This is a genomic window from Streptomyces sp. RK9 (genome assembly GCF_045070545.1).
Taxonomy (GTDB): Bacteria; Actinomycetota; Actinomycetes; order Streptomycetales; family Streptomycetaceae; genus Streptomyces; species Streptomyces alboflavus.
This window is the reverse complement of sequence record NZ_CP173703.1, coordinates 1,038,865-1,060,259: the sequence shown is the minus strand read 5'-3', so window position 1 is coordinate 1,060,259 and position 21,395 is coordinate 1,038,865. Positions and strand designations below refer to the sequence as shown.

Here is a 21,395-nt window from a genome sequence, read left to right as displayed (position 1 = left end):
ACCGTTGACGCATGATCGAAGTCAAGGACCTGACCAAGCGCTACGGCGCGACGACGGCCGTCAAGGACCTCACCTTCACGGTGCGGCCGGGATCCGTCACGGGCTTCCTCGGGCCGAACGGCGCCGGCAAGTCCACGACCCTGCGCATGATCCTCGGCCTGAACGAGCCGACGGGCGGCACCGTCACCGTCGGCGGCCGCTCCTTCCGCGACCGGCCGCGCGGCCTGCGCCACGTGGGCGCGCTGCTGGACGCGGGCGACGTGCACGGCGGCCGCAGCGCCGCCGCGCACCTCGCCGTGCTCGCCCGCAGCAACCGCATCCCGCGCCGCCGGGTGGACGACGTCCTCGCGGAGGTCGGGCTCGCCGGGGCGGCGGGACGGCGCCGCATCGGGGGGTTCTCGCTCGGCATGCGGCAGCGCCTCGGCATCGCCGCCGCCCTCCTCGGCGACCCGCCGGTGCTCCTCTTCGACGAGCCGCTCAACGGGCTCGACCCGGAAGGCGTGCTGTGGGTGCGCGGCCTGTTCCGGCGCCTGGCCGCCGAGGGCCGCACCGTCTTCGTGTCCAGCCATCTGATGTCGGAGATGGAGAACACGGCCGACGAGCTGGTCGTCATCGGGCGCGGCGAGCTGATCGCGGCCGAGAGCCTCACGCGGTTCGCGGCCCGGGGCACCGGGGCGAACGTCACCGTGCGCACACCGCGCGCCGCCGACCTGGCGGACGTTCTGACCGCCGAGGGCGCCGTCGTCCACCGGGACGGGCCGCTGCTCACCGTCACCGGCCTGGACGCGGCCCGCGTCGGCGACCTCGCCTGCCGCCACGCCCTGCCGCTGCACGAACTGGCCCCACGCTCGGCGTCCCTGGAGGAGGCCTTCATGGAACTCACCGCCGGCAGCGTCGACTACCTCGCGGGAGAAGCGCGATGACCTCAGGAACTGTCTCAGGGACCGCCCCCGGCGCGGCCGGGATGACCAGCGAGCCCACCGCCCGCTTCCGCGACCTCCTCGCCGCGGAGTGGCTGAAGCTCTGGTCGCTGCGGTCCACACCGTGGGCGTACCTGGTCACCGCGCTCGCCGTGATCGGCTTCAACGTGGGCCAGGCGTACGACACCTACCGCTACTGGACGGACGAGAGCGCGGGCGACGCGGACAAGTTCATCCGCGACGGCATTCCCCTCGCCGAGGCCTTCACGTCCAACGCCGTCGTGATCCACCTCCTCGCGGCCGGAGCCATCGGCGCCGCGGCGGTGGCGGGGGAGTACGGCACCGGGCTCATCCGGACGACGTTCGCGGCCGTCCCCGACCGCCGCGCGGTGATGGCGGCCAAGGCCGCCGTGCTCGCGGGGGTGACCACCGCCTTCGGCGCGTTCGTCGCCCTCGTGTCCTTCTTCTCGACGCAGGCGATCCTGTCCGGCCGGGACATCGGGGTCGGGATCGGCCATCCCGGCGCCGTGCGCGTCGTCGTGGCGTCCGCGCTGCTCACGCCCGTCGCCGCGCTGGTCGGCATGGCGCTCGGCACGCTCCTGCGCCACATGGGCAGCACCCTGGTCGCCACCGTGGCGGCGCTCCTGGTGCTGCCCATGGTCATCAGCCCCGACCGCTACTGGTCGGCCCTCATCGCCCACTCCCTGCCGTACCCGGCGTGGCGACGGCTCACCGAGCCCGGCGCGCACTTCGAGGCGTACCCGTGGTCGGAGGGCGGCGCCTGGACCGTGTTCGCGCTGTGGGCGCTGGGCGCCGTGGCGGTCACCGTGTTCAGCGTGAACCGGAGGGACCAGTGAGGGGAGTCGCGCGCGGCCTCAGTTGGTGTTGAGCGTCAGGCCGTAGTACCGCAGCGTGTCGTCCAGCGGCTGGAAGTAGGACGAGCCCTCGTCGTTCACCCCGCCGCAGGACTGGTTCGTCGGGCCGCCCGAGGTCATGCCCTGGGCCTGGTTGCCCGCGATGTACGCGCCGCCGCTGTCGCCGCCCTCGACGCACACGGTGGACCGGCCGAGGCCCCTGACCACGGTGTCCGGGCCGCCGTTGCGGTCGGTGTAGGTGACGGTGACGTTGTAGGCGTTGACCCTGCCGCAGGTCCAGCCGGTCGTCGAGCCGGACTTGCAGAGGCTCGCGCCGACCGCCGCGCGCTGGCTGCCGCGCACCGCGACCGAGGCGCCGTTGCCCCAGGTGCCGACCGACGTCGTGATGGAGGAGCCCGAGTCGACCGTCGCCAGGCCCATGTCCACGCTGTCACGGCCGAGCGCGAAGCGGGTCGTCGAGCCGGAGGCGAACTTGGAGCCGTTGAAGTACAGGCCCGGGTTGCCGGTCACGCAGTGGCCCGCCGTGACGAGGTACTGCCGGCCCGAGGAGTTCTTCGCCCCGAATCCGACCGAACACCACGAACCGGGATTGTTGTTGATGTTCATCCGGCTGCCCGGGGCGACGGCCGCCTTCGCCTGGAGCTCGCGGTCGCTCTTGACCACGCGGACGGCGTCCCCGTACCCGCGGGCCTTCTTCAGGAAGGCGCGCGCGGCCGGGGTGGAGGAGTCGGTCACGGTCACCTTGACCGTGTCGGAGGCCAGGTCGGCCTCCCAGGAGGCGACGCCGCTCGGGACGCGCTTGGCCGCCGCGGTGTCGAGGGCGGCGGTGATGCGGGCCAGTTCGGCCTCGCCGCGGCCGGGTATGCGGGCGGTCAGGCCGCCGGCCTTCACCTTCTTCGCCTCGCGGGCGGCCGTGACGTTGACCGTCAGGTTGCCCTTGGCGTCGAAGAAGGCGCCGTCCGTCCGGACGCCGTCCTTGCGCAGCCCGTCCAGTCTCCGCTGCTGGTCGGCCTGTTCGTCGAGGTGTCTCACGGCGGCGGACTCGCTCACGCCGAGGGTGTCCGCCAGGGCCTCGATCATGCGCGGTTCGTAGCGCGGTGCGGGGGGAGCGTCGGCTTGCGCGCCGGTGGCACCGGTCGTGGCCACCAGGGCTCCCGCCGCCGCGACGGCGAGGAGGTAATGCCGAGCATGCGCCATCTGAATGCCTTTCAACTGAGTGGGGGATCATGGGAGTTCGGTGCACCGGGGTGGGGTCATTCGGCGCACCGAACCGCCATCGGCGCGGTACGCGGGATTTCCCGGTCCGGGCCGTGGGCGAAACCCTCCCGTCGGTCCGGGCGGTCACACAAGGCATGGCGGGGCACGGGGTCTTAAGGCGAAAGACGTAAACACTTAATGCGCGAACTCGGGGAAAGCGATGGTGTCGGAGAGCGACGCCGACGCAACGATCAGTGCTCGTCCAGAGGTTGGCGAGGGCGAAAGGTGCTGCGGAAGCGGCGCTTCGGATATTGACTTACGCGGCCCCGGCGGGGTTTGGTAGCGGGGCCGTGGGTCGTCATCTGTCATGCCGGGAGGCGGAATTCGTGACGGATACATCCGGGCTGTCGCCGAGCAACTCGAACAACTCGAACAAGCCGAACGGCCTGGAAACCGGAACTGAATCGGCTCTTTCGGTGGAAAGCCCCGCTCCGTTCGCCGCCGCCCTGCGCGAGGCGGTACGTCGGCGCGGGCTCCCCCTGGACCGCATCTGCGAGCGGCTGAGCGCCCGCGGCATCCGGCTCACCCCCGCGACCCTCAGCTACTGGCAGCGCGACCGCACCCGGCCCGAACGCTCCGACTCACTGCGCGCGGTGGTCGCCCTGGAGAGCATCCTCGACCTGCCGCCCGGCGGGCTCTCGGCACTCCTTCCGCCCCAACGCCCGCGCGGGCGGCGGGTCGCCCGCACCGACGAGCACGCGACCCGCCGGCTCTACGGCCAGGAGTCCTGGCAGGAGCAGGCGCTCGGCGAGTCCTTCGCGGACTTCAACCGGGACATCGTCGTGCTCCACACCCGCGAGGTCCTGCACCTGGACCGGCGCGGCTGCGTACGCCGTCTGATCGTGAATCACCTGGTCCGCGCCGTCGCCGACGGACCCGAGCAGATGATGAATCTGCACTTTCTGGACGATCCCGACGGCGGTCTGCCCGAGGCGACCGTGCACTGCGGGCTGCTCGAGTCGCTGCGGCAGGATCCCGCGTCGGGCGGGGTGATGCTCCAGATCGGCTTCGGCCGTCCGCTGACGCTCGGCGAGACCATGGCCGTCGACTACGAGATCCGGGCCGCCCCCTACGACCGCCCGACCGGCTTCCACGAGCGCGGCATACGCGGCAACCAGGACTCCTACCTCCTGCACGTGTACTTCCCGCACGACCGCCACCCGGCGCTCTGCCACGCGTACTACCGGGAGAACTCCTCCGCACCGCAGCGCAAGGTGCGCCCCCTGGCCGTGGACACCACCGGCACCGCCCACATGTACGCCGCGCAGTGCCGACAGGGCATCTACGGCATGAGCTGGCGGTGGCCGGACGACGGCGTGGCCTAGGGCCTGTCCGATGGGTCGGCTCCGTTTGCGGGGCCCCGCCGCGCCCGCCAGACAATGAGGGACGAAATGCCCCGGCAACAGGCGGGAGACCCCCCGTGCGCGCAGCCACCAGAACGTGGGCCACGGCCCTCGGGATATCCGCGGCGCTGGCCGTGGCGGGATGCTCCGGTTCGGACAGCGGCGGCCAGGAGAAGAAGAAGCAGGCCGACAGCGGTCGTGAGCTGTTCCTCGAACCCGTGGCCGCCCAGGGCCCCGACCCCTTCACGGACTCCACCGCACGGGCCGCCGAGACACCGCCTCCCGTCACCCGTTCGCCGCAACCGTCCCCCAGCGGTTCCTCCTCGCCCGCCGACCAGGGCGTGCGCTCCCTCGCGGGCGGCACCCCCGGCCTGTACGGCGGCACCCAGCGCACCGGCAGCTGCGACGTCGGCCGCCAGGTCCAGTACCTGACCGCCGAGCCCGCGCGGGCCCGGGCCTTCGCCGGGGTCGTCGGCATCGCACAGGACCGCGTCCCCGCCTACCTGAGGGGCCTGACCCCCGTCGTGCTGCGCGCGGACACCCGCGTCACCAACCACGGCTACCGCGACGGGCGCGCCACCGCCTTCCAGTCCGTCCTTGAGGCCGGTACCGCCGTCCTCGTCGACGACCGCGGCCTGCCCCGGGTGCGCTGCGCCTGCGGCAACCCGCTGCGGCCCCCGGTCGCCTTCCGGCAGACGCCGACCCACAGCGGGCAGCAGTGGCAGGGCTACCGGCCCACCAAGGTGGTCGTGGTCACGCCCGCGCCCCGGCCGGTCACCGTGATCGTCATCGTGAACATCGTCAACAACACCTGGATCGAGCGGCGGACCGGCGACGAGCACTGCAGGGACGACCGGCCCGTGCCGCCCCCGAAGCCGTCGCCCCTGGAGCCCACGGACTCCACGGATCCCTTGGATCCGTCCGGTCCCTCGGACTCCACCGATCCGTCGGACGCCACCGACTCCACCGACTCCACGGATCCTTCGGACTCCGGCGACCCGGACGACACCCGCGACCCCGACGAGTTCCAGGACCCGTCCGACAGCACGGACGGCACGGACAGCACGGACCCGGGGGACCCCTCCGACCGCTCTGACACCACTGACACCACCGACCCGTCGGACGCCACGGACCCGGGCGACCCCACAGATCCCACAGATCCCTCAGGCCCGTCCGACCGTGTCCCCGGCCCCGCCACCCCCGACCAGGGCGGCACCTCCGTCGACTGCCCCACGCCGGGCACGGGCGACCCCTTCGGCGGCCCCCAGACCCCGCTCCCGCCCGGCTGCCCCACGCCCCCGGCCGGCGCCCGCGGCCGCTGACGGGCGGCCGCGCGCGGGACGCGCCGCAGGTCGGCGGCCGTCCACATGCGGCCGTCCGAGGGTCGGCCTAGCGTTGGCCCATGGACGCGGGCACGGGAGGTGTCGAGGCAGCGATGCGGCGCTGCGGCGGCGGCTCCGCATCCCCTGCCGCCGGTGCCGCCTGCTTTCTCGACACCTACGGCGCCGGGCTCGGGATGGGCAGCTTCGAGTGGGACCTCAGGAGCGGTGAGCTCCTGCTGGACGACGAGGGGCTCGCCCTCTTCGACCTGCGGCGCGACGAGTTCGACAACCGGCCGCAGAGCCTCGCCGTGCGGGTGCCGCCGGGGGAGGCGCACCGCCTGGACGTCCAGGTGTCGCAGGCCCTCAAGAGCGGCGACTGCGGCTACGGCGCGTACTTCCGGGTGCGCCTGCGCGACGGCAGCCTGCACTGGCGGCACACCCAGGGCCACGTCCTGCGCGACGGCTCCGAGCGCCCTCAGCGCATCGTGGGCATCCTGCGCGACGCCACCCGGGAGCTGAGCGACAGCACCGCGCACCGCGAGCGCGTGGAGGCGGAGGCGGACCGGCGCCGCCGCACCAGCGTCGTCCAGGGCACCACGGCTGCGCTCGCCCACGCCAGGACCGTCGCCGACGTCATCGACGTCCTCAGCGACGCCCAGGGCCTCGCGCACCTCGGCGCCTCGCACCTGGTGATGGGCCTGGTCGAGGCCGGCCGGATCCGGCTCGTCGCGGAGGGCCCGCCGGAGGGCTATGTGCCCGGCACCCGCCTCACCCGCGTCGACGAGGCGTACCCCATGAGCGAGGCCGTGCGCACGCTCTCGCCGCGCTACATCGAGACGCCGGAGGAGTTCGCCGCCTCCTACCCGCTGCTGTGGCCGCACATCGAGCACCTCGGGATCGCCTCGGCCGCCTATCTGCCGCTGATCGCCCAGGCCAAGCCGCTCGGCGTGCTCGGCCTGCTCTACCAGGACCGCACCGGCTTCACGCAGGAGGAGCGCACCGTCCTGGTGGCCCTCGGCAGCAGCATCGCGCAGAGCCTGCAGCGGGCCATGTTCTACGAGCAGGAGAAGGACCTCGCCCAGGGCCTCCAGCAGGCGATGCTGCCCCGCTCCATCCCCGGCGTGCCCGGCGCCGACATCGCGGTGCGCTACCGCAGCGCGGCGGTCGGCCGGGACATCGGCGGCGACTGGTACGACGTCATCCCGCTGCCCGGCGGCCGCGTCGGCGCCGTCATCGGCGACGTCCAGGGCCACGACACGCACGCCGCCGCCGTCATGGGCCAACTGCGCATCGTGCTGCGCGCGTACGCCGCCGAGGGCCACACGCCCGCCACCGTGATGGCCCGTGCCTCCGGCTTCCTGCACGAACTCGACACCGAGCGCTTCGCCACCTGCCTGTACGCGGAGACCGACCTCAGCACCGGCGTGGTGCAGCTCGTGCGCGCCGGGCACATCGACCCGCTCCTCCGCCTCACCGACGGCACCTGCCGCCGGGTGCCGGTCGAGGGCGGTCTGCCGCTCGGCCTCTCCGCCGAGTTCGGGCGCCTCGACTACCCCGTCACCACCCTCGAACTCGACCCCGACCAGATGCTGCTGCTCTACACCGACGGCCTCGTCGAGGAGCCCGGCGCCGACCTCGACGACGGCACCCAGGCCCTCGCCGAGATGGTCTCCGTCGGCCCGCGCGACCTGGAGGACCTGGCCGACCTGCTGTGCGGCCGGGTGGACGACGGGCGGGGCGACGACGACGCCGCGCTGCTCCTGCTGCGGCGCCGCGTGATGGACGCGCCGCGCTCCGGTGGCCGGCTCCAGCAGCACGTCGCGCCGAACGACCCGGAGGCCCTCGCGGAGGCACGGCACATGATCCGGGCCGCCGTGCGCGCGTGGGGCGCGCGGGACCGTGCCGACGAGATCGAGCTGGCCGCCGACGAGCTGATCACCAATGCCCTCATGCACACCGAGGGCACCGCGATCGTCACCCTGCGGGTGGTGTCCGGCGCCGACCGGCGGCTCCGCGTCGACGTCGAGGACTCCTCCAGCGCGCTGCCGCGGCTGCGGGCGGCCTCCGACGACGGGGTGTCCGGGCGCGGGCTGCTGCTCGTGGACCGGCTCGCGGACGTGTGGGGTGTGGACTCGCGAGGTGTCGGGAAGTGCGTGTGGTGCGAGTTCATCGTGCCCACGCGCGACGGTACGGGTGAGGGGTGAGGCGGTCGTGCCGGAACTGCCGGAGGTCGAGGCCCTGCGGGACTTCCTCGCCGAGGAGCTGACCGGGCGTGAGATCGTGCGGGTGCTGCCGGTGGCCATCAGCGTCCTGAAGACGTACGACCCGCCGGTGACCGCGCTCGAAGGGCGCGAGGTGACGGGCGTCGCCCGCCACGGCAAGTTCCTCGCCGTCGACGCGGGCGGGCTGTGGCTCGTCACGCATCTCGCCCGCGCGGGCTGGCTCCAGTGGAAGGACCCGCTGCCGAGCGGCGCCCCGCGGCCCGGCAAGGGCCCCCTGGCGCTGCGTGTGGCGCTCGCGACCGGCGCGGGCTTCGACCTCACCGAGGCCGGCACGCAAAAGCGCCTCGCCGTCTACGTCACGGACGACCCGGCCGCGCTGCCCGGCATCGCCCGCCTCGGCCCCGACCCGCTGGCGGCGGACTTCACCCTGGAGCGGTTCGCGGGGCTCCTCGACGGTGAACGGCGCCGCATCAAGGGCGCGTTGCGCGACCAGAGCCTGATCGCGGGCATCGGCAACGCCTACAGCGACGAGATCCTGCACGCCGCCCGCATGTCGCCGTACAAGCTCGCGGGCAGCCTCTCCGAGGAGGAGACGCGACGGCTGTACGAGGCCTTGCGGGCGACGCTGGACGAGGCCGTGACGCGCTCGCACGGGCTCGCCGCGGCGCGATTGAAGTCCGAGAAGAAGTCCGGCCTGCGCGTGCACGGACGGGCCGGGCAGCCGTGCCCCGTCTGCGGCGACACGATCCGCGAGGTCTCCTTCGCGGACTCCGCCCTCCAGTACTGCCCCACCTGCCAGACCGGCGGCAAGCCGCTGGCGGACCGCCGCATGTCGCGACTCCTCAAGTAGCCCGCGGACAGGCGGACTCGGAGACGCGGCGCGCCCGACGAGATGATCTCCGAGACGCAGCCCGCCGACAGGCAGCCCGTGCGACACGCAGCCCGCCGACAGGCAGCCCGGCGCCCTGCGTACCGGTGCCGAACAGCACCCTTCGGGGCCCGCCGCACCGGCCGCGCCGTCCGCCGCCGGTGCGCGAGCGGGCAACCCCGCTCCCCTGTGCCGGGGTTGCCCGGACCTATCGCGGCCGCAGCGTGAGCAGCCGCTCCCCGCCCTCGTCGCGGACCTCGAACCGGTCGATCCGCTCCCGCGGCAGCGCGGTGCCGCCGCGCGTCTCCCACTCCCGCTCCGCCGTCCGCCCGGGCTCCGCGGGACCGGGCGCCCGCCACGTCGTCACGACCTCCCGGGACCCGTCGTCCCCGACGGCGACCAGCTCGCACACCCGGCGGCCCGCGCCCCCGTCCCGCACCTGGATCCCGACCTCCGTGCCCCACGCCCGCTCCCGCGCGGTGAGCACGGCCGCCATCCCGCTGCGCCCGTCGTGCGCCGCGACCCGTACCGTCCCGTCGTCGCCGCCCGCGCTCAGGACCGCGGCCGCGGGCCCGACGACGGCGAGGACCACGCCCGCGGCGACGGCGCCGAGCCACCGCCGGCGGCGGGCCCTGCGCAGGCGCCCGGTCTCGTCGACGAGGCGGTCGAGCAGTCGGGGTCCGGGGGCCGCGGCCGGGTCGAAGACGTGCGTGAGGGACCTGCCGTGGGCCTTGAGCAGCCGTGCGGGCACGGCGAGTTCGGACACCCGCTCCCGGCAGTGGACGCACTCCGTGAGGTGGTCCTCGAAGCGGAAGGCGTCCGCCTTGTCCAGGACGCCGAGCGCGTAGGCGCCGGCGTCACGATGCCGCTCCAGGGACCTCATGGCGTTCCTTGTCGGTGAGGGTGCTTCTCGCCCTCCCGTACGCAATCGGCCGGCGAATCACTCAAGGGCACACGAGATCGAGTGCCGGGTCAGAAGAGCTGGATGGCCAGATGCCCGAGCGGCAGGCCGAGCCGCCACGCGGGGGTCCACACCTTGGGCCCGTCGTCCTCGCCGACGACCGAACCGCCGCCGGGCACCGCGTCCAGGTCCGGCGCGAGGAGTTCCGTCTCCTCCAGCCAGCGCCACGCCGCCTCGGCGAGCACGAGGTCGGGAGCGGGGCCGCGCGCCGCCATCGCGTCGGCGGTGACGCCGTCCATGCGCTCGCGGACCCACTCCTGCCAGGGCTCGTCGTGCGCCGTCAGGGAGAGCCAGGTGTCGAGCTGCGAGACCACGCGGATGCAGGACAGCTCGCCGCGGGTGTCCGACAGGAAGATGGTGAGCGCGAGCGCGTCACGGCCGGCCCGGTACTCGAAGGACGTGGGCGGCATCAGGTCGCCGGTGCGCAGCAACTCGTCCGCGATGTACTCGGCGTACAGCCAGGCCATCGGGACCGTCAGCTCGTCGCCGCCGGGGCCCTGGGTGCCGTCCGTGCTCTCGTGCAGCATCACGCTCCGCCTTCCTGTGCTCCGTGTACGCGTCACCGGCTTCTGGCCCCCCGACCCGGAACACGGATGAGGACAGCCGATTACCCAACGGGGGTGCTGAGCAAGGCGCTTTACGGATCCTTGACCTTGGGTGCGGTTTCGCCGCAGGTGAGGGCGGCTGTGTTCTTCGGGTCACATCACTCTGGGTTTAAGTCCGTTTCGGTGAATTGCACGGCATTGCTCCTTGACTCACCCTTGTATTCGTATGTGGATCGTTTTTACCGAAAAACTCCCCATACGGAAGTCCGGTCGATGACACAGCCCACACGCCCCGCCCGGCCCGGCCACCTCACGCTCAGCAACCGACGCGGCCGCAGCACCCGGCACAACCGCCGCACCCGCCAGGCGCTGGCCGTCCTCACGGCGGCCCTCCTCGGCGCCACCGCGGCCTGCGCCGCCGAGCAGCCGTCCGCCGGGGGCGACAAGGAGCAGCGGCGGGCCCCCGTGGCCCGGCACCCGGCGCCCGCGCCGTCCGCCGCGGGCGGTGGCGCGGGGGACGCGCGGACCTTCACCCTGGTCGCCTCCGGGGACGTCCTGCCGCACGCCTCGATCATCCGAAAGGCGAACGCCGACGCGGGCGGCGAGGGCTACGACTTCACGCCGATGCTCGCGGGCGCGCGGTCCGTGGTCGCCAAGGCGGATCTGGCGATCTGTCACATGGAGACGGTGTACGGCGCGAACGGCGACTACACGGGCTACCCCTCCTTCAAGTCGCCGCCGCAGGTGGCCACCGCGCTGAGGGCCACCGGCTACGACTCCTGCTCCACCGCGTCCAACCACACCCTCGACGACGGCGCGGCCGGCATCCACCGCACCCTGGCCGCCCTCGACCGTGCGGGCGTCAAGCACGCGGGCTCCGGCCGCACCGCCACCGAGGGCCGCTCCCCGGCCTGGCTGCGCGCGGGCGCCGCGAAGGTCGCCCAACTGGCGTACACGTACGGCACGAACGGCATCCCGCTGCCCAAGGGCAAGCCCTGGTCGGTCAACCTCATCGACCGGGACCGGATCCTGGCCGACGCCCGCGCCGCCCGGAAGGCGGGCGCGGACGTGGTGGTCGTCTCGCTGCACTGGGGCAGCGAGTGGCAGGACGCTCCTGATCGCCAACAGCTGAGCCTCGGCAGGCAGTTGACGTCCGCGCGCACCGCGGGGCGGCCGGACGTCGACCTGATCATCGGCACCCACGCACACGTCCCGCAGGCCTACGAGAAGGTCAACGGGACCTGGATCGTCTACGGCATGGGCGACCAGATCGCGGGCGACATGATCAACCACGCGGGCGCCCAGGACCCACGCGGCAACCAGGGCACCGCGGGCCGCTTCACCTTCGCCGCCCCCGAACGCCCCGGGGAGCGCTGGCAGGTGCGGAAGGCCGAGTTCGTGCCGTTCTGGTTCGACACGGCCGCGGGCCGCGTCGTCAACCTCAACGCGGCCCTCGCCCGCGGCGCGGACGTCGGCGACGTCCGCGACCGCATCCGCCGGATCACCCTGAGCCGGGGGGCCGCCAAGGACGGCCTGGTGATGGGCCGTTGAGGCGCTGGCGGCGCACGCGGTGGCGCAGATAGAGCACCTGTGAGCCGAAGGTGCGGGTCTCGACGAGCTCCAGGTCCACCCGGCGCTCGTGCCGGGGGAAGTACGGGATGCCGCCGCCGACGAGTACCGGGTGCACCATGGTCCGGTACTCGTCGATCAGATCCGCAGCCGCGGCCTCGGCGGCGAGGGTGGCGCCGCCGATCGCGATCTCGCCGTCGCCCGGCTCGGCCCGCAGTCGCTCGATTTCCTCCGCCACGCTGCCGGAAGCGAGCACGGCCTGGCCCCGCACCGCCGACAGCGTGGTGGAGAACACCACCTTGGGCAGCGGATTCCACAGGGCGGCCCACTCGCGCCCCGCGTCGTCGAGCGCGGGGTCCTGGTCGGCGGTCTCCCAGTACAGCATCGTCTCGTAAAGCCGGCGCCCCAGCAGGTGGACGTCGACCCCGCGGATCTCGTCGATCCAGAAGCGGAAGACCTCCGGGTCGGGCTCCGTCCACTCGAAGCCGCCGTCCGGCCCGACGATGTAGCCGTCGAGCGAGACGCCCATCGAATAGGTCACGCTGCGCATCGCAAGTCCTCCTCGGCGACGGGTCCGGCCGTGCGGCTACGGCGCATTCTTCTCCGTCGCGCCCCGCTCCGCCCGCGCGAGCTCCGACTTGCGGTAGGAGTACGCGAAGTACACCACCAGGCCGAGCGCGAACCACACGGCGAAGCGGGCCCAGGTCTGCCACTCCAGGAACGTGATGAGCCAGATCGAGAAGACGACGCCGATCGCGGGCACCACCGGCATGCCGGGGCAGCGGAACGTGCGCGGCAGGTCGGGCTGCTTGTAGCGCAGCACGATCACCGCGACGCAGACCACGACGAACGCCAGCAGGATGCCGATGTTGGTCAGCTCGGCGGCCTCGCCGATCGGCAGGAACCCGGCGATGGCGGCGGACGCGACGCCCACGATCCAGGTGACGCGGGTCGGCACGTGCCGGGTCTCGCTGGTCTTCGCGAACCACTTCGGCAGCAGCCCGTCGCGGCTCATCGAGAACCACACGCGCGTGCAGCCCAGCATGAACGTGAACATCACGGTGAGGATGCCGATGATCGCGCCGACGGCGATGACGTCCGCGAGCCCGCCGAGGCCCGCCGCCTTGAACGCGGAGGAGAAGCCGCTCTCCGGGTCGATGTCCTTGTAGTCCTGCATGCCGGTGAGGACCAGGCAGGCGAGGACGTACAGGACCATCGAGACGGCGAGCGAGTACAGGATCGCCTTCGGCATGTGGCGCTGCGCGTCCTTGGACTCCTCGGCGGCCGTGCTCATCGCGTCGTAGCCGAACACCGCGAAGAACACGGTGGCCGCGCCCGTGAAGGCGCCGCTGACGCCGAACGGGAAGAACGGCGAGTAGTTGCCCGTCTCGATGTGGAAGAAGCCGACGCCGATGACGAGCAGGACGACGAGGACCTTCAGGACGACGACGACCATCTCGAAGCGTGCCGCGTTCTTGATGCCGAGAGTGAGCATGTACGCGATGAACAGGCACAGGACGGCGGCGAACAGGTCGACCTTGTGGCCGTCGCCGGTGCCGGGCGCGCCCAGCATCCAGGCGGGCAGCTCCGCGCCCATCTCGCCGAGCAGGAAGTTGAAGTAGCCGGAGATGCCGATCGCGACCACCGCGACGATCGCCGTGTACTCCAGGATCAGGTCCCAGCCGATGAACCACCCGACCAGCTCGCCGAGGACGGCGTACCCGTAGGTGTACGCCGAGCCCGCCTTCGGGATGAGCCCCGCGAACTCCGCGTAGGAGAACGCGGCCGCGGCGCTCGCCACGCCCGCGATCAGGAACGAGATGAGGACCGCGGGGCCCGCCTTCTCGTTGGCGACAGTGCCCGCGAGCGTGAAGATCCCCGCCCCGATGATGCCGCCCACGCCGATCGCGGTGAGCTGCCACAGGCCGAGGGTGCGGGTGAGCTGCGAGCCCGCACCGCCCGTCCCGGTGTCCTCGATCGCCTCGATGGGTTTGCGGCGCAGGACGCCCTGCCCCGCTCGTAGTCCGGCCATGAGCCTCACCTCTTCGCTGGCGGCGGTCGGCTGATGGCCGATCATGATGGCCCAGCGGCCGGAGGCGGGGAAGACGCCACGCACCCGGCGCGCGCCCGGGCGCGCGCCGGGGACGAGGTTCGCCCGGTCGGCCTACGACGGCCTCGCGAGGTGTCCCGGGGGGAGCGCTACGGCACCACGGTGACCGGCCAGCGCCCCGCCTTCACCAGGCGCACCGCGACCGAGCCGACGATGCGGTGTCCCGCCTGCTCGGACGCGCCGACCACGACGGCGTCCGCCTTGAGCTCGTCGGAGGCGGAGACCAGGCCGTTGTAGGGGTCGCCGCGGAAGGTGTGGAACTCCCAGCGCACGTCGAATATCCCCTTCACGCGCTCCGTCGCCTCGCGGATCTCGGCGATCAGGTTCTCCGCGATCGCCTCGGTGGTGTCCGCGACGGGCGCGCCCAGGGCTGCGCCCGCTGCGAGGACCGGCTGGACGTACACCACCGCGAGCAGCGCCCGCTGCCGCCGCGCCAGGCCTCCGGCATATGCCGCTGCGCGCAGCGAGGAGTCCGAGCCGTCGACCCCGACGACGATCACCTTCGGCCCGTCGGTGCCGCGTTCGAACTGATGGCCCTGCGCAGGAGCGTCTTCCGTCACCCTCCGAGGCTAGCCCAGGTCCCTGGGGTCAGGGTCCTGGGGGCCTCGGGGGCTGCCCCGTCACGGGCACGGGCCCGGGGTGCGGGGGCCCGTAAGGGGCGCGGGGAACTGCGCGCTCGGCGCGCGACATGCCGCAGACGCGTCTGCCGAGTGACCACGCAGACGCGTCTGCGGCTCTTCTCGGGCTGGTCGCGCAGTTCCCCGCGCCCCTTACGGGGTCGCACGTCGACCCCGAGCGGGCGGCCGACGGGCGGGCACGGCCCAGGGTTCCTAGAGTCGGGTGCATGAGTGAGTCCGCGGCCGAGCCGGGCGCAGCCCCCCGCGCGGCGGAGCGACGCCGCACCCTGGCCAGGGTCCCAGAGGGCTTCGCTCTCTTCTTCGGCGCCCTGGGCCTCTTCTGCGCGGTCCTCGCGATCCTCGCGCCCCTGCGCCACCTGCTGCGGCCGGTGATCCGCTTCCTCGACCTGATCACCGTCCCCGTCAGCGCGAACCTCGCGTACGCCGTCTTCCTCTTCCTGCTCGCCGCCGCCATCGCGGCCCGCAAGAAGGTCGCGTGGTGGCTCGTCGTCATCTACCTGGGCCTGCTGCTCGCCTTCGACGTGCTCGGCATCGCCCTCGGCTACTGGGCCGAGTCGGTGCCGTCCCTGGTGGTGTGCGGCGTCGCGCTGGTGTTCCTGGTCCGGGCGCGCGGCGAGTTCTACGCCGACTCCCGGCGCGGGGCCGTGCGCCGGGCCGTGGGCGTGCTCGCCGCCGGGCTCGGCGTGGCGGTGCTGCTCGGCTGGGGGCTGGTCGAGCTGTTCCCGGGGACGCTGCCGCGCGGCGAGCGGCTGCTGTGGGCGGCGAACCGGGTCTTCGGCGGCCTCATCCACGGCCACGACTACTTCGACGGCGCGCCGCCGCGCCCGCTGTTCTTCTTCCTCGGCCTGTTCGGCGCGCTCGCGCTCCTGAACGCCGCGATGACGCTGTTCCGCTCCCAGCGCATGGAGGCGGCGCTGCACGGCGACGAGGAGCCCCGCATCCGCGCCCTGCTCGGCGCCTACGGCGACCAGGACTCCCTCGGCTACTTCGCGACGCGCCGCGACAAGGCCGTCGTCTTCTCGCCCAGCGGCAAGGCGGCCGTGACCTACCGCGTCGAGGCGGGCGTCTGCCTGGCCAGCGGCGATCCCGTCGGCGACCGCGAGGCCTGGCCGCGCGCGATCGGCGCCTGGCTGGACGTGGCCCGGCGCTACGCCTGGGCGCCGGCCGTGATGGGCGCCTCCGAGGAGGGCGCGAAGGCCTTCGCCCGCGCCGGGCTCGGCGCCCTGCAACTCGGCGACGAGGCGATCCTGCACGTGTCCGACTTCGACCTGGACGGCCGCGACATGCGCGTCACGCGGCAGGCCGTCAACCGGGTCCGCCGCAGCGGCGCCACCGCCCGCGTCCGCCGCCACTCCACCCTCACCGACGAGGAGATGGAGGAGATCATCGACAGGGCGGACGCCTGGCGGGACACCGAGACCGAGCGCGGCTTCTCCATGGCCCTGGACCGGCTCGGCGACCCCGAGGACGGCGACTGCCTGCTCGTCGAGGCCCTGGACGCCGACGGGCGCCTGCTCGCGCTGCTCTCGCTCGTGCCCTGGGGCCGCGACGGCATCTCCCTGGACCTGATGCGCCGCGACCGCAGCGCGCCCAACGGCGTCATGGAGTTCATGGTCGCCGAACTCTGCGCGGTGGCACCGAAGTTCGGGGTCAAGCGGATCTCGCTGAACTTCGCCGTGTTCCGCTCGGTCTTCGAGGAGGGCGCCCGCATCGGCGCGGGCCCGGTCCTTCGGCTGTGGCGCCGACTGCTGCTGTTCTTCTCCAAGTGGTGGCAGCTGGAGGCCCTGTACCGCTCCAACGCCAAGTACCACCCCGAGTGGTACCCGCGCTTCATCTGCTACGGCGACACCGGCTCCCTCGCCCGCATCAGCCTCGCCTCCGGCATCGCCGAGGGCTTCGTCTCCGTGCCGTCGCTGCGCACGCTCTGGGGCAAGGGCCACACCGAGCCGCGCGGCGTCACCAAGCCCGCCACCACCGAGGGCCTGCCGTCCATCACCGCGCTCGGCCTCGGTGCCGCCGCCGGCGCCGCCCGCGACCCCGTGGAGTCCCTGCCCGAGCAGATCCGCATCCGGCACCGCAAACTCGACCGGCTGCGCGCCGACGGCATCGACCCCTACCCGGTCGGCATCGCACCCCGCACCCATGAACTCGCCTCCATTCACGCTGATATGACGGGCAGTCAAGTCACGGTCGCGGGCCGTGTCATGCTCGTACGCGACTTCGGCGGCGTCGTCTTCGCCGTCCTCCGCGACTGGTCCGGCGACCTTCAACTCGCTTTCACCCGCGACCGTTCGGGATCGGACGTCCTCGACACGTTCACCACGGGCACCGACATCGGCGACCACATCACCGCGAGCGGCGAGGTCGGCCGCAGCGAGCGGGGCGAGCTGACCGTCTTCGTCACCTCCTGGCAGCTCACCGGCAAGTGCCTGCGCCCGCTGCCCGACAAGCGCCGCGGCCTCGCCGACCCCGAGGCCAAGGTCCGCCGCCGCTATCTCGACCTGGTCGCGAGCCCCGCCGCCCGCGACGCCGTGCGCGCCCGCTCCACCGCCGTCCAGGCCCTGCGCCAGGGCCTGCTCGACCGCGGCTACCTGGAGGTCGAGACGCCGATGCTCCAGCAGATCCACGGCGGCGCCAACGCCCGCCCCTTCACCACCCACATCAACGCCTACGACCTCGACCTGTACTTGCGCATCGCCCCCGAGCTGTACCTGAAGCGGCTCTGCGTCGGCGGCATGGAGAAGGTCTTCGAGATGGGCCGCACCTTCCGCAACGAAGGCATCTCCTACAAGCACAACCCCGAGTTCACGATGCTGGAGGCCTACCAGGCCTTCGCCGACTACGACGTCATGCTCGACCTGACCCGCGAACTCATCCAGGGCGCCGCGACCGCCGCCTTCGGCACCCCGATCGCCCGCAAGGCCGACGCCGACGGCGCCGTCACCGAGTACGACATCTCCGGGGCCTGGCCGGTCAAGACCGTGTACGGCGCGATCTCCGAGGCGCTGGGCGACGAGGTCGACGCGGACACGGAGCTGCCCGCCCTGCACCGGCTCTGCGACCGCGCCCACGTCCCGTACACGATCGACGACGGCCGCGGCGACATCGTCCTGGAGATGTACGAACGCCTCGTCGAGGAGCGGACGACGCTGCCCACCTTCTACAAGGACTTCCCCACCGACGTCTCCCCGCTCACCCGCCAGCACCGTGCCGACCCGCGCCTCGCCGAACGCTGGGACCTCGTCGCCTTCGGCACCGAACTGGGCACCGCCTACTCGGAGTTGACCGACCCCGTCGAACAGCGCCGCCGCCTCACCGCGCAGTCGCTGCTCGCCGCCGGGGGAGACCCCGAGGCCATGGAGCTGGACGAGGACTTCCTCGACGCCCTGGAGTACGCCATGCCGCCCACCGGCGGCCTCGGCATCGGCGTCGACCGGCTCGTCATGTTCCTCACCGGCCTCACCATCCGCGAGACGCTGCCGTTCCCGCTGGTCCGCCGCCGCTGAACGCTTCGCTGTGATGGCCGCACCGGATCGTCGGTTGTCCGATGGTCCGCTGCGGCTGGTCGCGCCCGCGCGGCGGAGCCGCAGATCGACAGAGCCCGCGCCCCTTCGGGGCGCTGCCGGAACCGCCCCGCCTCGCGCGTACGCGCTGGTCCCATCGGGTGCATTCGCGCGTCCACGCAGTGTTGCTGAGACCGCCGGGCCTTCGGCCATGCGAGGCATTAGTCATGAAAGACGATCAGCTGCCTCCGGGGCGTCGCGCGCTGTTTCGCGGTGCCGTCGTCGTCGGCCTCGCCGCGGCCACCGGCTGCGCCGGGACCGAGCACGCGAGCGCCCCGGGGCGGGCGGCCGCCTCCGGCACCCCCGCCGCGGGCCCGCAGGCCCTCCGCCCCCGCAAGCCCTCCGCGTACCGGCTGCGCCCCATGACCGGGTACGGGCCCCCGCGCGGCGCCCCCGCGCGTCCGCCGGTGCGCCGCGCGCCGATCCTGCGGCTGCCGGGACGCGTCCGCTCCATGGTCCTGAGCTTCGACGACGGGCCCGACCCGCGCTACACCACGGACATCCTGCGCACCCTGCGGCGGCACGACGCCCGCGCCATGTTCTTCGTGTGCGGCGAGATGGCGGCGGCCCATCCGGACCTGCTGCGCGCGATGGTCGACGACGGGCACGTGATCGGCAACCACACCTGGAGCCACCCGCTGCTTCCCCGCCTCTCGCGCGCGTCGATCCGCCGGCAGATGGAGCGCACCTGCGACATCGTGGACGCCACCGTGGGACGGCCGCCGGAGTGGTTCCGCGCCCCGTACGGCGCCTGGAACCGGGCGGCCTTCGAACTCGGCGCGGAACTCGGCATGGAGCCCCTCGCCTGGACCGTGGACACCCTCGACTGGCGCACCCCCGGCACCGGCACCATCGTGCGCCGCGTCCTCGGCGGCGCGGGCCCCGGCGTCGTGGTGCTCTCGCACGACGCGGGCGGCGACCGCTCGCAGAGCGTGCAGGCGCTGCGGGCCTATCTGCCGGAGCTGCTGGACGCCGGGTACCGGCTCACCGTGCCGAGCCGGTACCGGGTCTAGGCGCCGGGCCGGTGCCGCGCCCAGGTGCCCCGCGCGTCAGCGCACCTCGACGAGGCGGGCGAACACCACGACGTTCCCGTCGTAGCCGTCTCGTTTGGAGAAGCCGCCGCCGCAGGTGATGACCCGCAGCTCGGGCGTGGCGCCGCTCGCGTACACGCGGCCGCCGGGGAAGTTGTTCTTCTCGAAGACCTCGATGCCGTAGATCTCGAAGACGGCCGTGCGCCGGTCCTTGCGCAGGACCTCGACGCGGTTGCCCTTCTTGAGCGAGCCGAGGCCGTAGAAGACGGCGGGCCCCCGCTGGTTGTCGACGTGCCCGACGACCACCGCCGTGCCCTTCTCGCCCGGCGACACCGCGCCGGTGAACCACCCCGCCAGATTGGGGTCGTCGGGCGGCGGCGCGTCCACCCAGCCCTCCGCGTCCAGGCCGACCGCCATCACGGGCGCGTCGACCCGGATCGCCTTGATGCGGACGCGGTCGGCGGGGGAGAACGTCAGCGGCGCGGGGGCGTTCGACCTGGCGGGCGCGCGGTCCGCCGCCGCGGCCGACGCGGGCTGCGGCGGGCCGACGTCGAACTCGCCGGATCCGTTGCGGATGAGCGCAAGACCGGTCAGCAGGACCAGCGCCATGACGCCCCACGGCGCGCGTTTCCGCTGCCTTTCCTCCTCGTCGAATTCTTCCGAAGGCTGGGACGAAGGCATTCTCTATCCCCTCTCAACGCGGCATTTCGGCCGCGTCCATTGCGCGTGGGAAAAACGCTATGCGCAGCGCGCGCGGCGTGCGAAAGGGCGGGAGCGAACGGGTGGCGACGACCGGGGGCCTGCGCCATCCGAGTCGTCGCCCGCAGGAAATTTCTGACGGTCCGTGACCTGCGGCAATATCCGCTCGCGCGGACGCGCTCCGGCGTGTCACCTCACCAGGACGGCCGATTCCCGAAATGCGGCTCCACGCAGGCCGTCTGAGGGTCTATCTGGGAGGCGCTCTCGCCGATCGACCGGGGAAATGGTGTCCCCGGGGCGCCTGCCGCGGAGGAAGATACCCATGCGCAATTCTCGTGCTCTGGCGGCCGTGGTCGCCGCAGGCGCCCTGGTCGGGTTCGCGGCGCCGTCCGCCGCGGCCTGGGCGGAACCGAGCAACATCGTCGCCATGCCCAGCGTCATCGCCAGGGGCGGCCAGCTGACCGTCACCGTCGACGGCAGCTCCTGCAGCTCGCCCGGCAGCTACGTCGAGTCACCGGCGTTCCCGCGGACCAACCTGCACCACATCCAGGGCGGCACCACCGCGAGCGCGACCGTCAAGGTCAACCACAACGCCCACCCCGGGGCGTACGACATCACGGCGAACTGCGGCGGCAAGCCCCTCACCCGGCCCGCCGCCTTCACGGTCATCCACGGCGGTGTCCGCGGCGGCATCGGCGGCAGCACCACGTCCGGGGCGACGCGGACCGACATGGCGATCGGCGGGGCCCTGGTGGCGGCCGCGGCCGTCGGCGGCGGGGTGTTCTGGATGCGCCGCCGTTCCGAGAGCAAGGCCTGACGGCTCCCGCGGCCGGACGGGACGTGACGGCCCGTCCGGCACCCACACGGCCGACCGGCCCGGTGCGTCCCCTTCCGCGCCGGGCCGGCCGCCTGTGCCGGGGTGGGTCAGGACTCGTCCTGGCCGGTGCGCCGCCGGGTCCAGTAGTACGCCGTGCCGAGGACACCCGCGATGAGGGCGCCGCCGAGGGCGAGCTGCTGGCCGTCGAAGCCGCCCGAGCTGCCGCCGACGCCCGCCTTGACGCCCCGGGTGTGGTGCGGGGTGGGGTGGTGGCTGGGGTTGCCGCCGCCGACGATGGTGAGGTCGGTGGTGCCCGACTCCTGGCCGCAGGTGAACGTCACCTCGTACATGGCGCCGGGCTTGGCGTCCCAGAAGACCATCGCGGTGGCCGACGACTGGCCCTTGGGGATGGTGACGTCGTCGAAGACGCCCGACGTCACCTTGGTGTTGTGCTCGCAGCCGTCGACGCTGAGCGTGACCTGGCCGCCCGCGGCGATCGTCGACGGCGTGACCCGGAAGCCGAACGACGTGATGTTCTCCTCGCCCGCGACGGCCGCGGACGCCGGGGGCGCGGTGAGGGCGAGGGCGGTGGCGGTGAGCAGAGCGGCCGAAGCGACGCGTATCGCGCGCATGAGCAATTCCTCCGGGTCCCCGA

At 73.1% G+C, this 21,395-nt stretch carries 18 protein-coding genes; 10 read left to right on the top strand and 8 right to left on the bottom strand.

The features are described from left to right. Positions 1 to 11: 11 nt before the first annotated feature. Both AB6L24_RS04585 and AB6L24_RS04580 read left to right on the top strand, forming a co-directional pair. Positions 12 to 923, top strand: a complete 912-nt coding sequence (locus AB6L24_RS04585; RefSeq protein WP_405652366.1) for an ABC transporter ATP-binding protein — start codon at positions 12 to 14, stop codon at positions 921 to 923. After that, positions 920 to 1,777, top strand: a complete 858-nt coding sequence (locus AB6L24_RS04580) for an ABC transporter permease (protein WP_405652364.1) — start codon at positions 920 to 922, stop codon at positions 1,775 to 1,777. Before AB6L24_RS04585 ends, AB6L24_RS04580 begins: the two co-directional genes overlap by 4 nt. Positions 1,778 to 1,795: 18 nt before the next feature. Here the strand turns inward: AB6L24_RS04580 and AB6L24_RS04575 are convergent, their stop codons facing one another. Continuing rightward, entirely contained in the window at positions 1,796 to 2,992 is a 1,197-nt protein-coding gene (locus tag AB6L24_RS04575) for a S1 family peptidase (RefSeq protein ID WP_405652362.1), read from the bottom strand. A 386-nt stretch (positions 2,993 to 3,378) separates the two neighbouring features. Here AB6L24_RS04575 and AB6L24_RS04570 point away from each other — a divergent pair, with 386 nt between their 5' ends. From AB6L24_RS04570 to AB6L24_RS04555, 4 genes are all read left to right on the top strand, one after another. Then, on the top strand, positions 3,379 to 4,377 hold the full coding sequence (locus AB6L24_RS04570; protein WP_405652360.1) for a hypothetical protein: 999 nt from the start codon (positions 3,379 to 3,381) through the stop codon (positions 4,375 to 4,377). Between the two features lie 95 nt (positions 4,378 to 4,472). After that, positions 4,473 to 5,717, top strand: a complete 1,245-nt coding sequence (locus AB6L24_RS04565) for a DUF6777 domain-containing protein (RefSeq protein ID WP_405652358.1) — start codon at positions 4,473 to 4,475, stop codon at positions 5,715 to 5,717. Between the two features lie 80 nt (positions 5,718 to 5,797). After that, positions 5,798 to 7,921: a SpoIIE family protein phosphatase gene (locus tag AB6L24_RS04560; RefSeq protein WP_405652356.1), complete on the top strand. Its 2,124-nt coding sequence runs from the start codon at positions 5,798 to 5,800 to the stop codon at positions 7,919 to 7,921. 7 nt (positions 7,922 to 7,928) lie between these two features. Next, positions 7,929 to 8,789 carry an Fpg/Nei family DNA glycosylase gene (locus tag AB6L24_RS04555; protein ID WP_405652354.1) on the top strand — a complete coding sequence of 287 codons (861 nt, stop codon included), beginning with the start codon at positions 7,929 to 7,931 and terminating at the stop codon, positions 8,787 to 8,789. A gap of 226 nt (positions 8,790 to 9,015) precedes the next feature. Here the strand turns inward: AB6L24_RS04555 and AB6L24_RS04550 are convergent, their stop codons facing one another. Continuing rightward, the gene (locus AB6L24_RS04550) at positions 9,016 to 9,690 is read right to left on the bottom strand and encodes a zf-HC2 domain-containing protein (RefSeq protein WP_405652352.1); all 675 of its coding nucleotides are present in this window, start codon (positions 9,688 to 9,690) and stop codon (positions 9,016 to 9,018) included. An 89-nt stretch (positions 9,691 to 9,779) separates the two neighbouring features. Then, complete coding sequence (locus AB6L24_RS04545) at positions 9,780 to 10,295, bottom strand: hypothetical protein (RefSeq protein WP_405652350.1); 516 nt, start codon at positions 10,293 to 10,295, stop codon at positions 9,780 to 9,782. Between the two features lie 291 nt (positions 10,296 to 10,586). On the opposite strand from AB6L24_RS04545, the gene AB6L24_RS04540 reads away from it, so the two are divergent. Then, complete coding sequence (locus AB6L24_RS04540) at positions 10,587 to 11,864, top strand: CapA family protein (RefSeq protein ID WP_405652348.1); 1,278 nt, start codon at positions 10,587 to 10,589, stop codon at positions 11,862 to 11,864. Here the strand turns inward: AB6L24_RS04540 and AB6L24_RS04535 are convergent. From AB6L24_RS04535 to AB6L24_RS04525, 3 genes are all read right to left on the bottom strand, one after another. Then, entirely contained in the window at positions 11,815 to 12,432 is a 618-nt protein-coding gene (locus tag AB6L24_RS04535; RefSeq protein WP_405652346.1) for a dihydrofolate reductase family protein, read from the bottom strand. The genes AB6L24_RS04540 and AB6L24_RS04535 overlap by 50 nt on opposite strands. A 36-nt stretch (positions 12,433 to 12,468) precedes the next feature. Next, positions 12,469 to 13,914 carry an amino acid permease gene (locus AB6L24_RS04530; RefSeq protein WP_405652344.1) on the bottom strand — a complete coding sequence of 482 codons (1,446 nt, stop codon included), beginning with the start codon at positions 13,912 to 13,914 and terminating at the stop codon, positions 12,469 to 12,471. A gap of 167 nt (positions 13,915 to 14,081) precedes the next feature. Next, positions 14,082 to 14,552, bottom strand: coding sequence for a universal stress protein (locus AB6L24_RS04525; protein ID WP_405652342.1), 471 nt, complete (start codon positions 14,550 to 14,552; stop codon positions 14,082 to 14,084). 284 nt (positions 14,553 to 14,836) lie between these two features. On the opposite strand from AB6L24_RS04525, the gene lysX reads away from it, so the two are divergent. Together lysX and AB6L24_RS04515 are read left to right on the top strand one after the other, a co-directional pair. Further along, positions 14,837 to 18,136, top strand: coding sequence for a bifunctional lysylphosphatidylglycerol synthetase/lysine--tRNA ligase LysX (gene lysX / locus AB6L24_RS04520; protein WP_405652340.1), 3,300 nt, complete (start codon positions 14,837 to 14,839; stop codon positions 18,134 to 18,136). A 224-nt stretch (positions 18,137 to 18,360) separates the two neighbouring features. Then, positions 18,361 to 19,206: a polysaccharide deacetylase family protein gene (locus AB6L24_RS04515; protein ID WP_405652338.1), complete on the top strand. Its 846-nt coding sequence runs from the start codon at positions 18,361 to 18,363 to the stop codon at positions 19,204 to 19,206. Between the two features lie 36 nt (positions 19,207 to 19,242). Here the strand turns inward: AB6L24_RS04515 and AB6L24_RS04510 are convergent, their stop codons facing one another. After that, positions 19,243 to 19,905: a class F sortase gene (locus AB6L24_RS04510; protein ID WP_405652336.1), complete on the bottom strand. Its 663-nt coding sequence runs from the start codon at positions 19,903 to 19,905 to the stop codon at positions 19,243 to 19,245. Positions 19,906 to 20,245: 340 nt separating this feature from the next. Between AB6L24_RS04510 and AB6L24_RS04505 the strand changes: the two genes are divergently transcribed. Then, positions 20,246 to 20,740 carry a hypothetical protein gene (locus AB6L24_RS04505; protein WP_030360803.1) on the top strand — a complete coding sequence of 165 codons (495 nt, stop codon included), beginning with the start codon at positions 20,246 to 20,248 and terminating at the stop codon, positions 20,738 to 20,740. Positions 20,741 to 20,847: 107 nt separating this feature from the next. On the opposite strand, the gene AB6L24_RS04500 is transcribed toward AB6L24_RS04505, so the two are convergent. Continuing rightward, complete coding sequence (locus AB6L24_RS04500; protein WP_405652334.1) at positions 20,848 to 21,372, bottom strand: hypothetical protein; 525 nt, start codon at positions 21,370 to 21,372, stop codon at positions 20,848 to 20,850. Positions 21,373 to 21,395 lie beyond the last annotated feature (23 nt).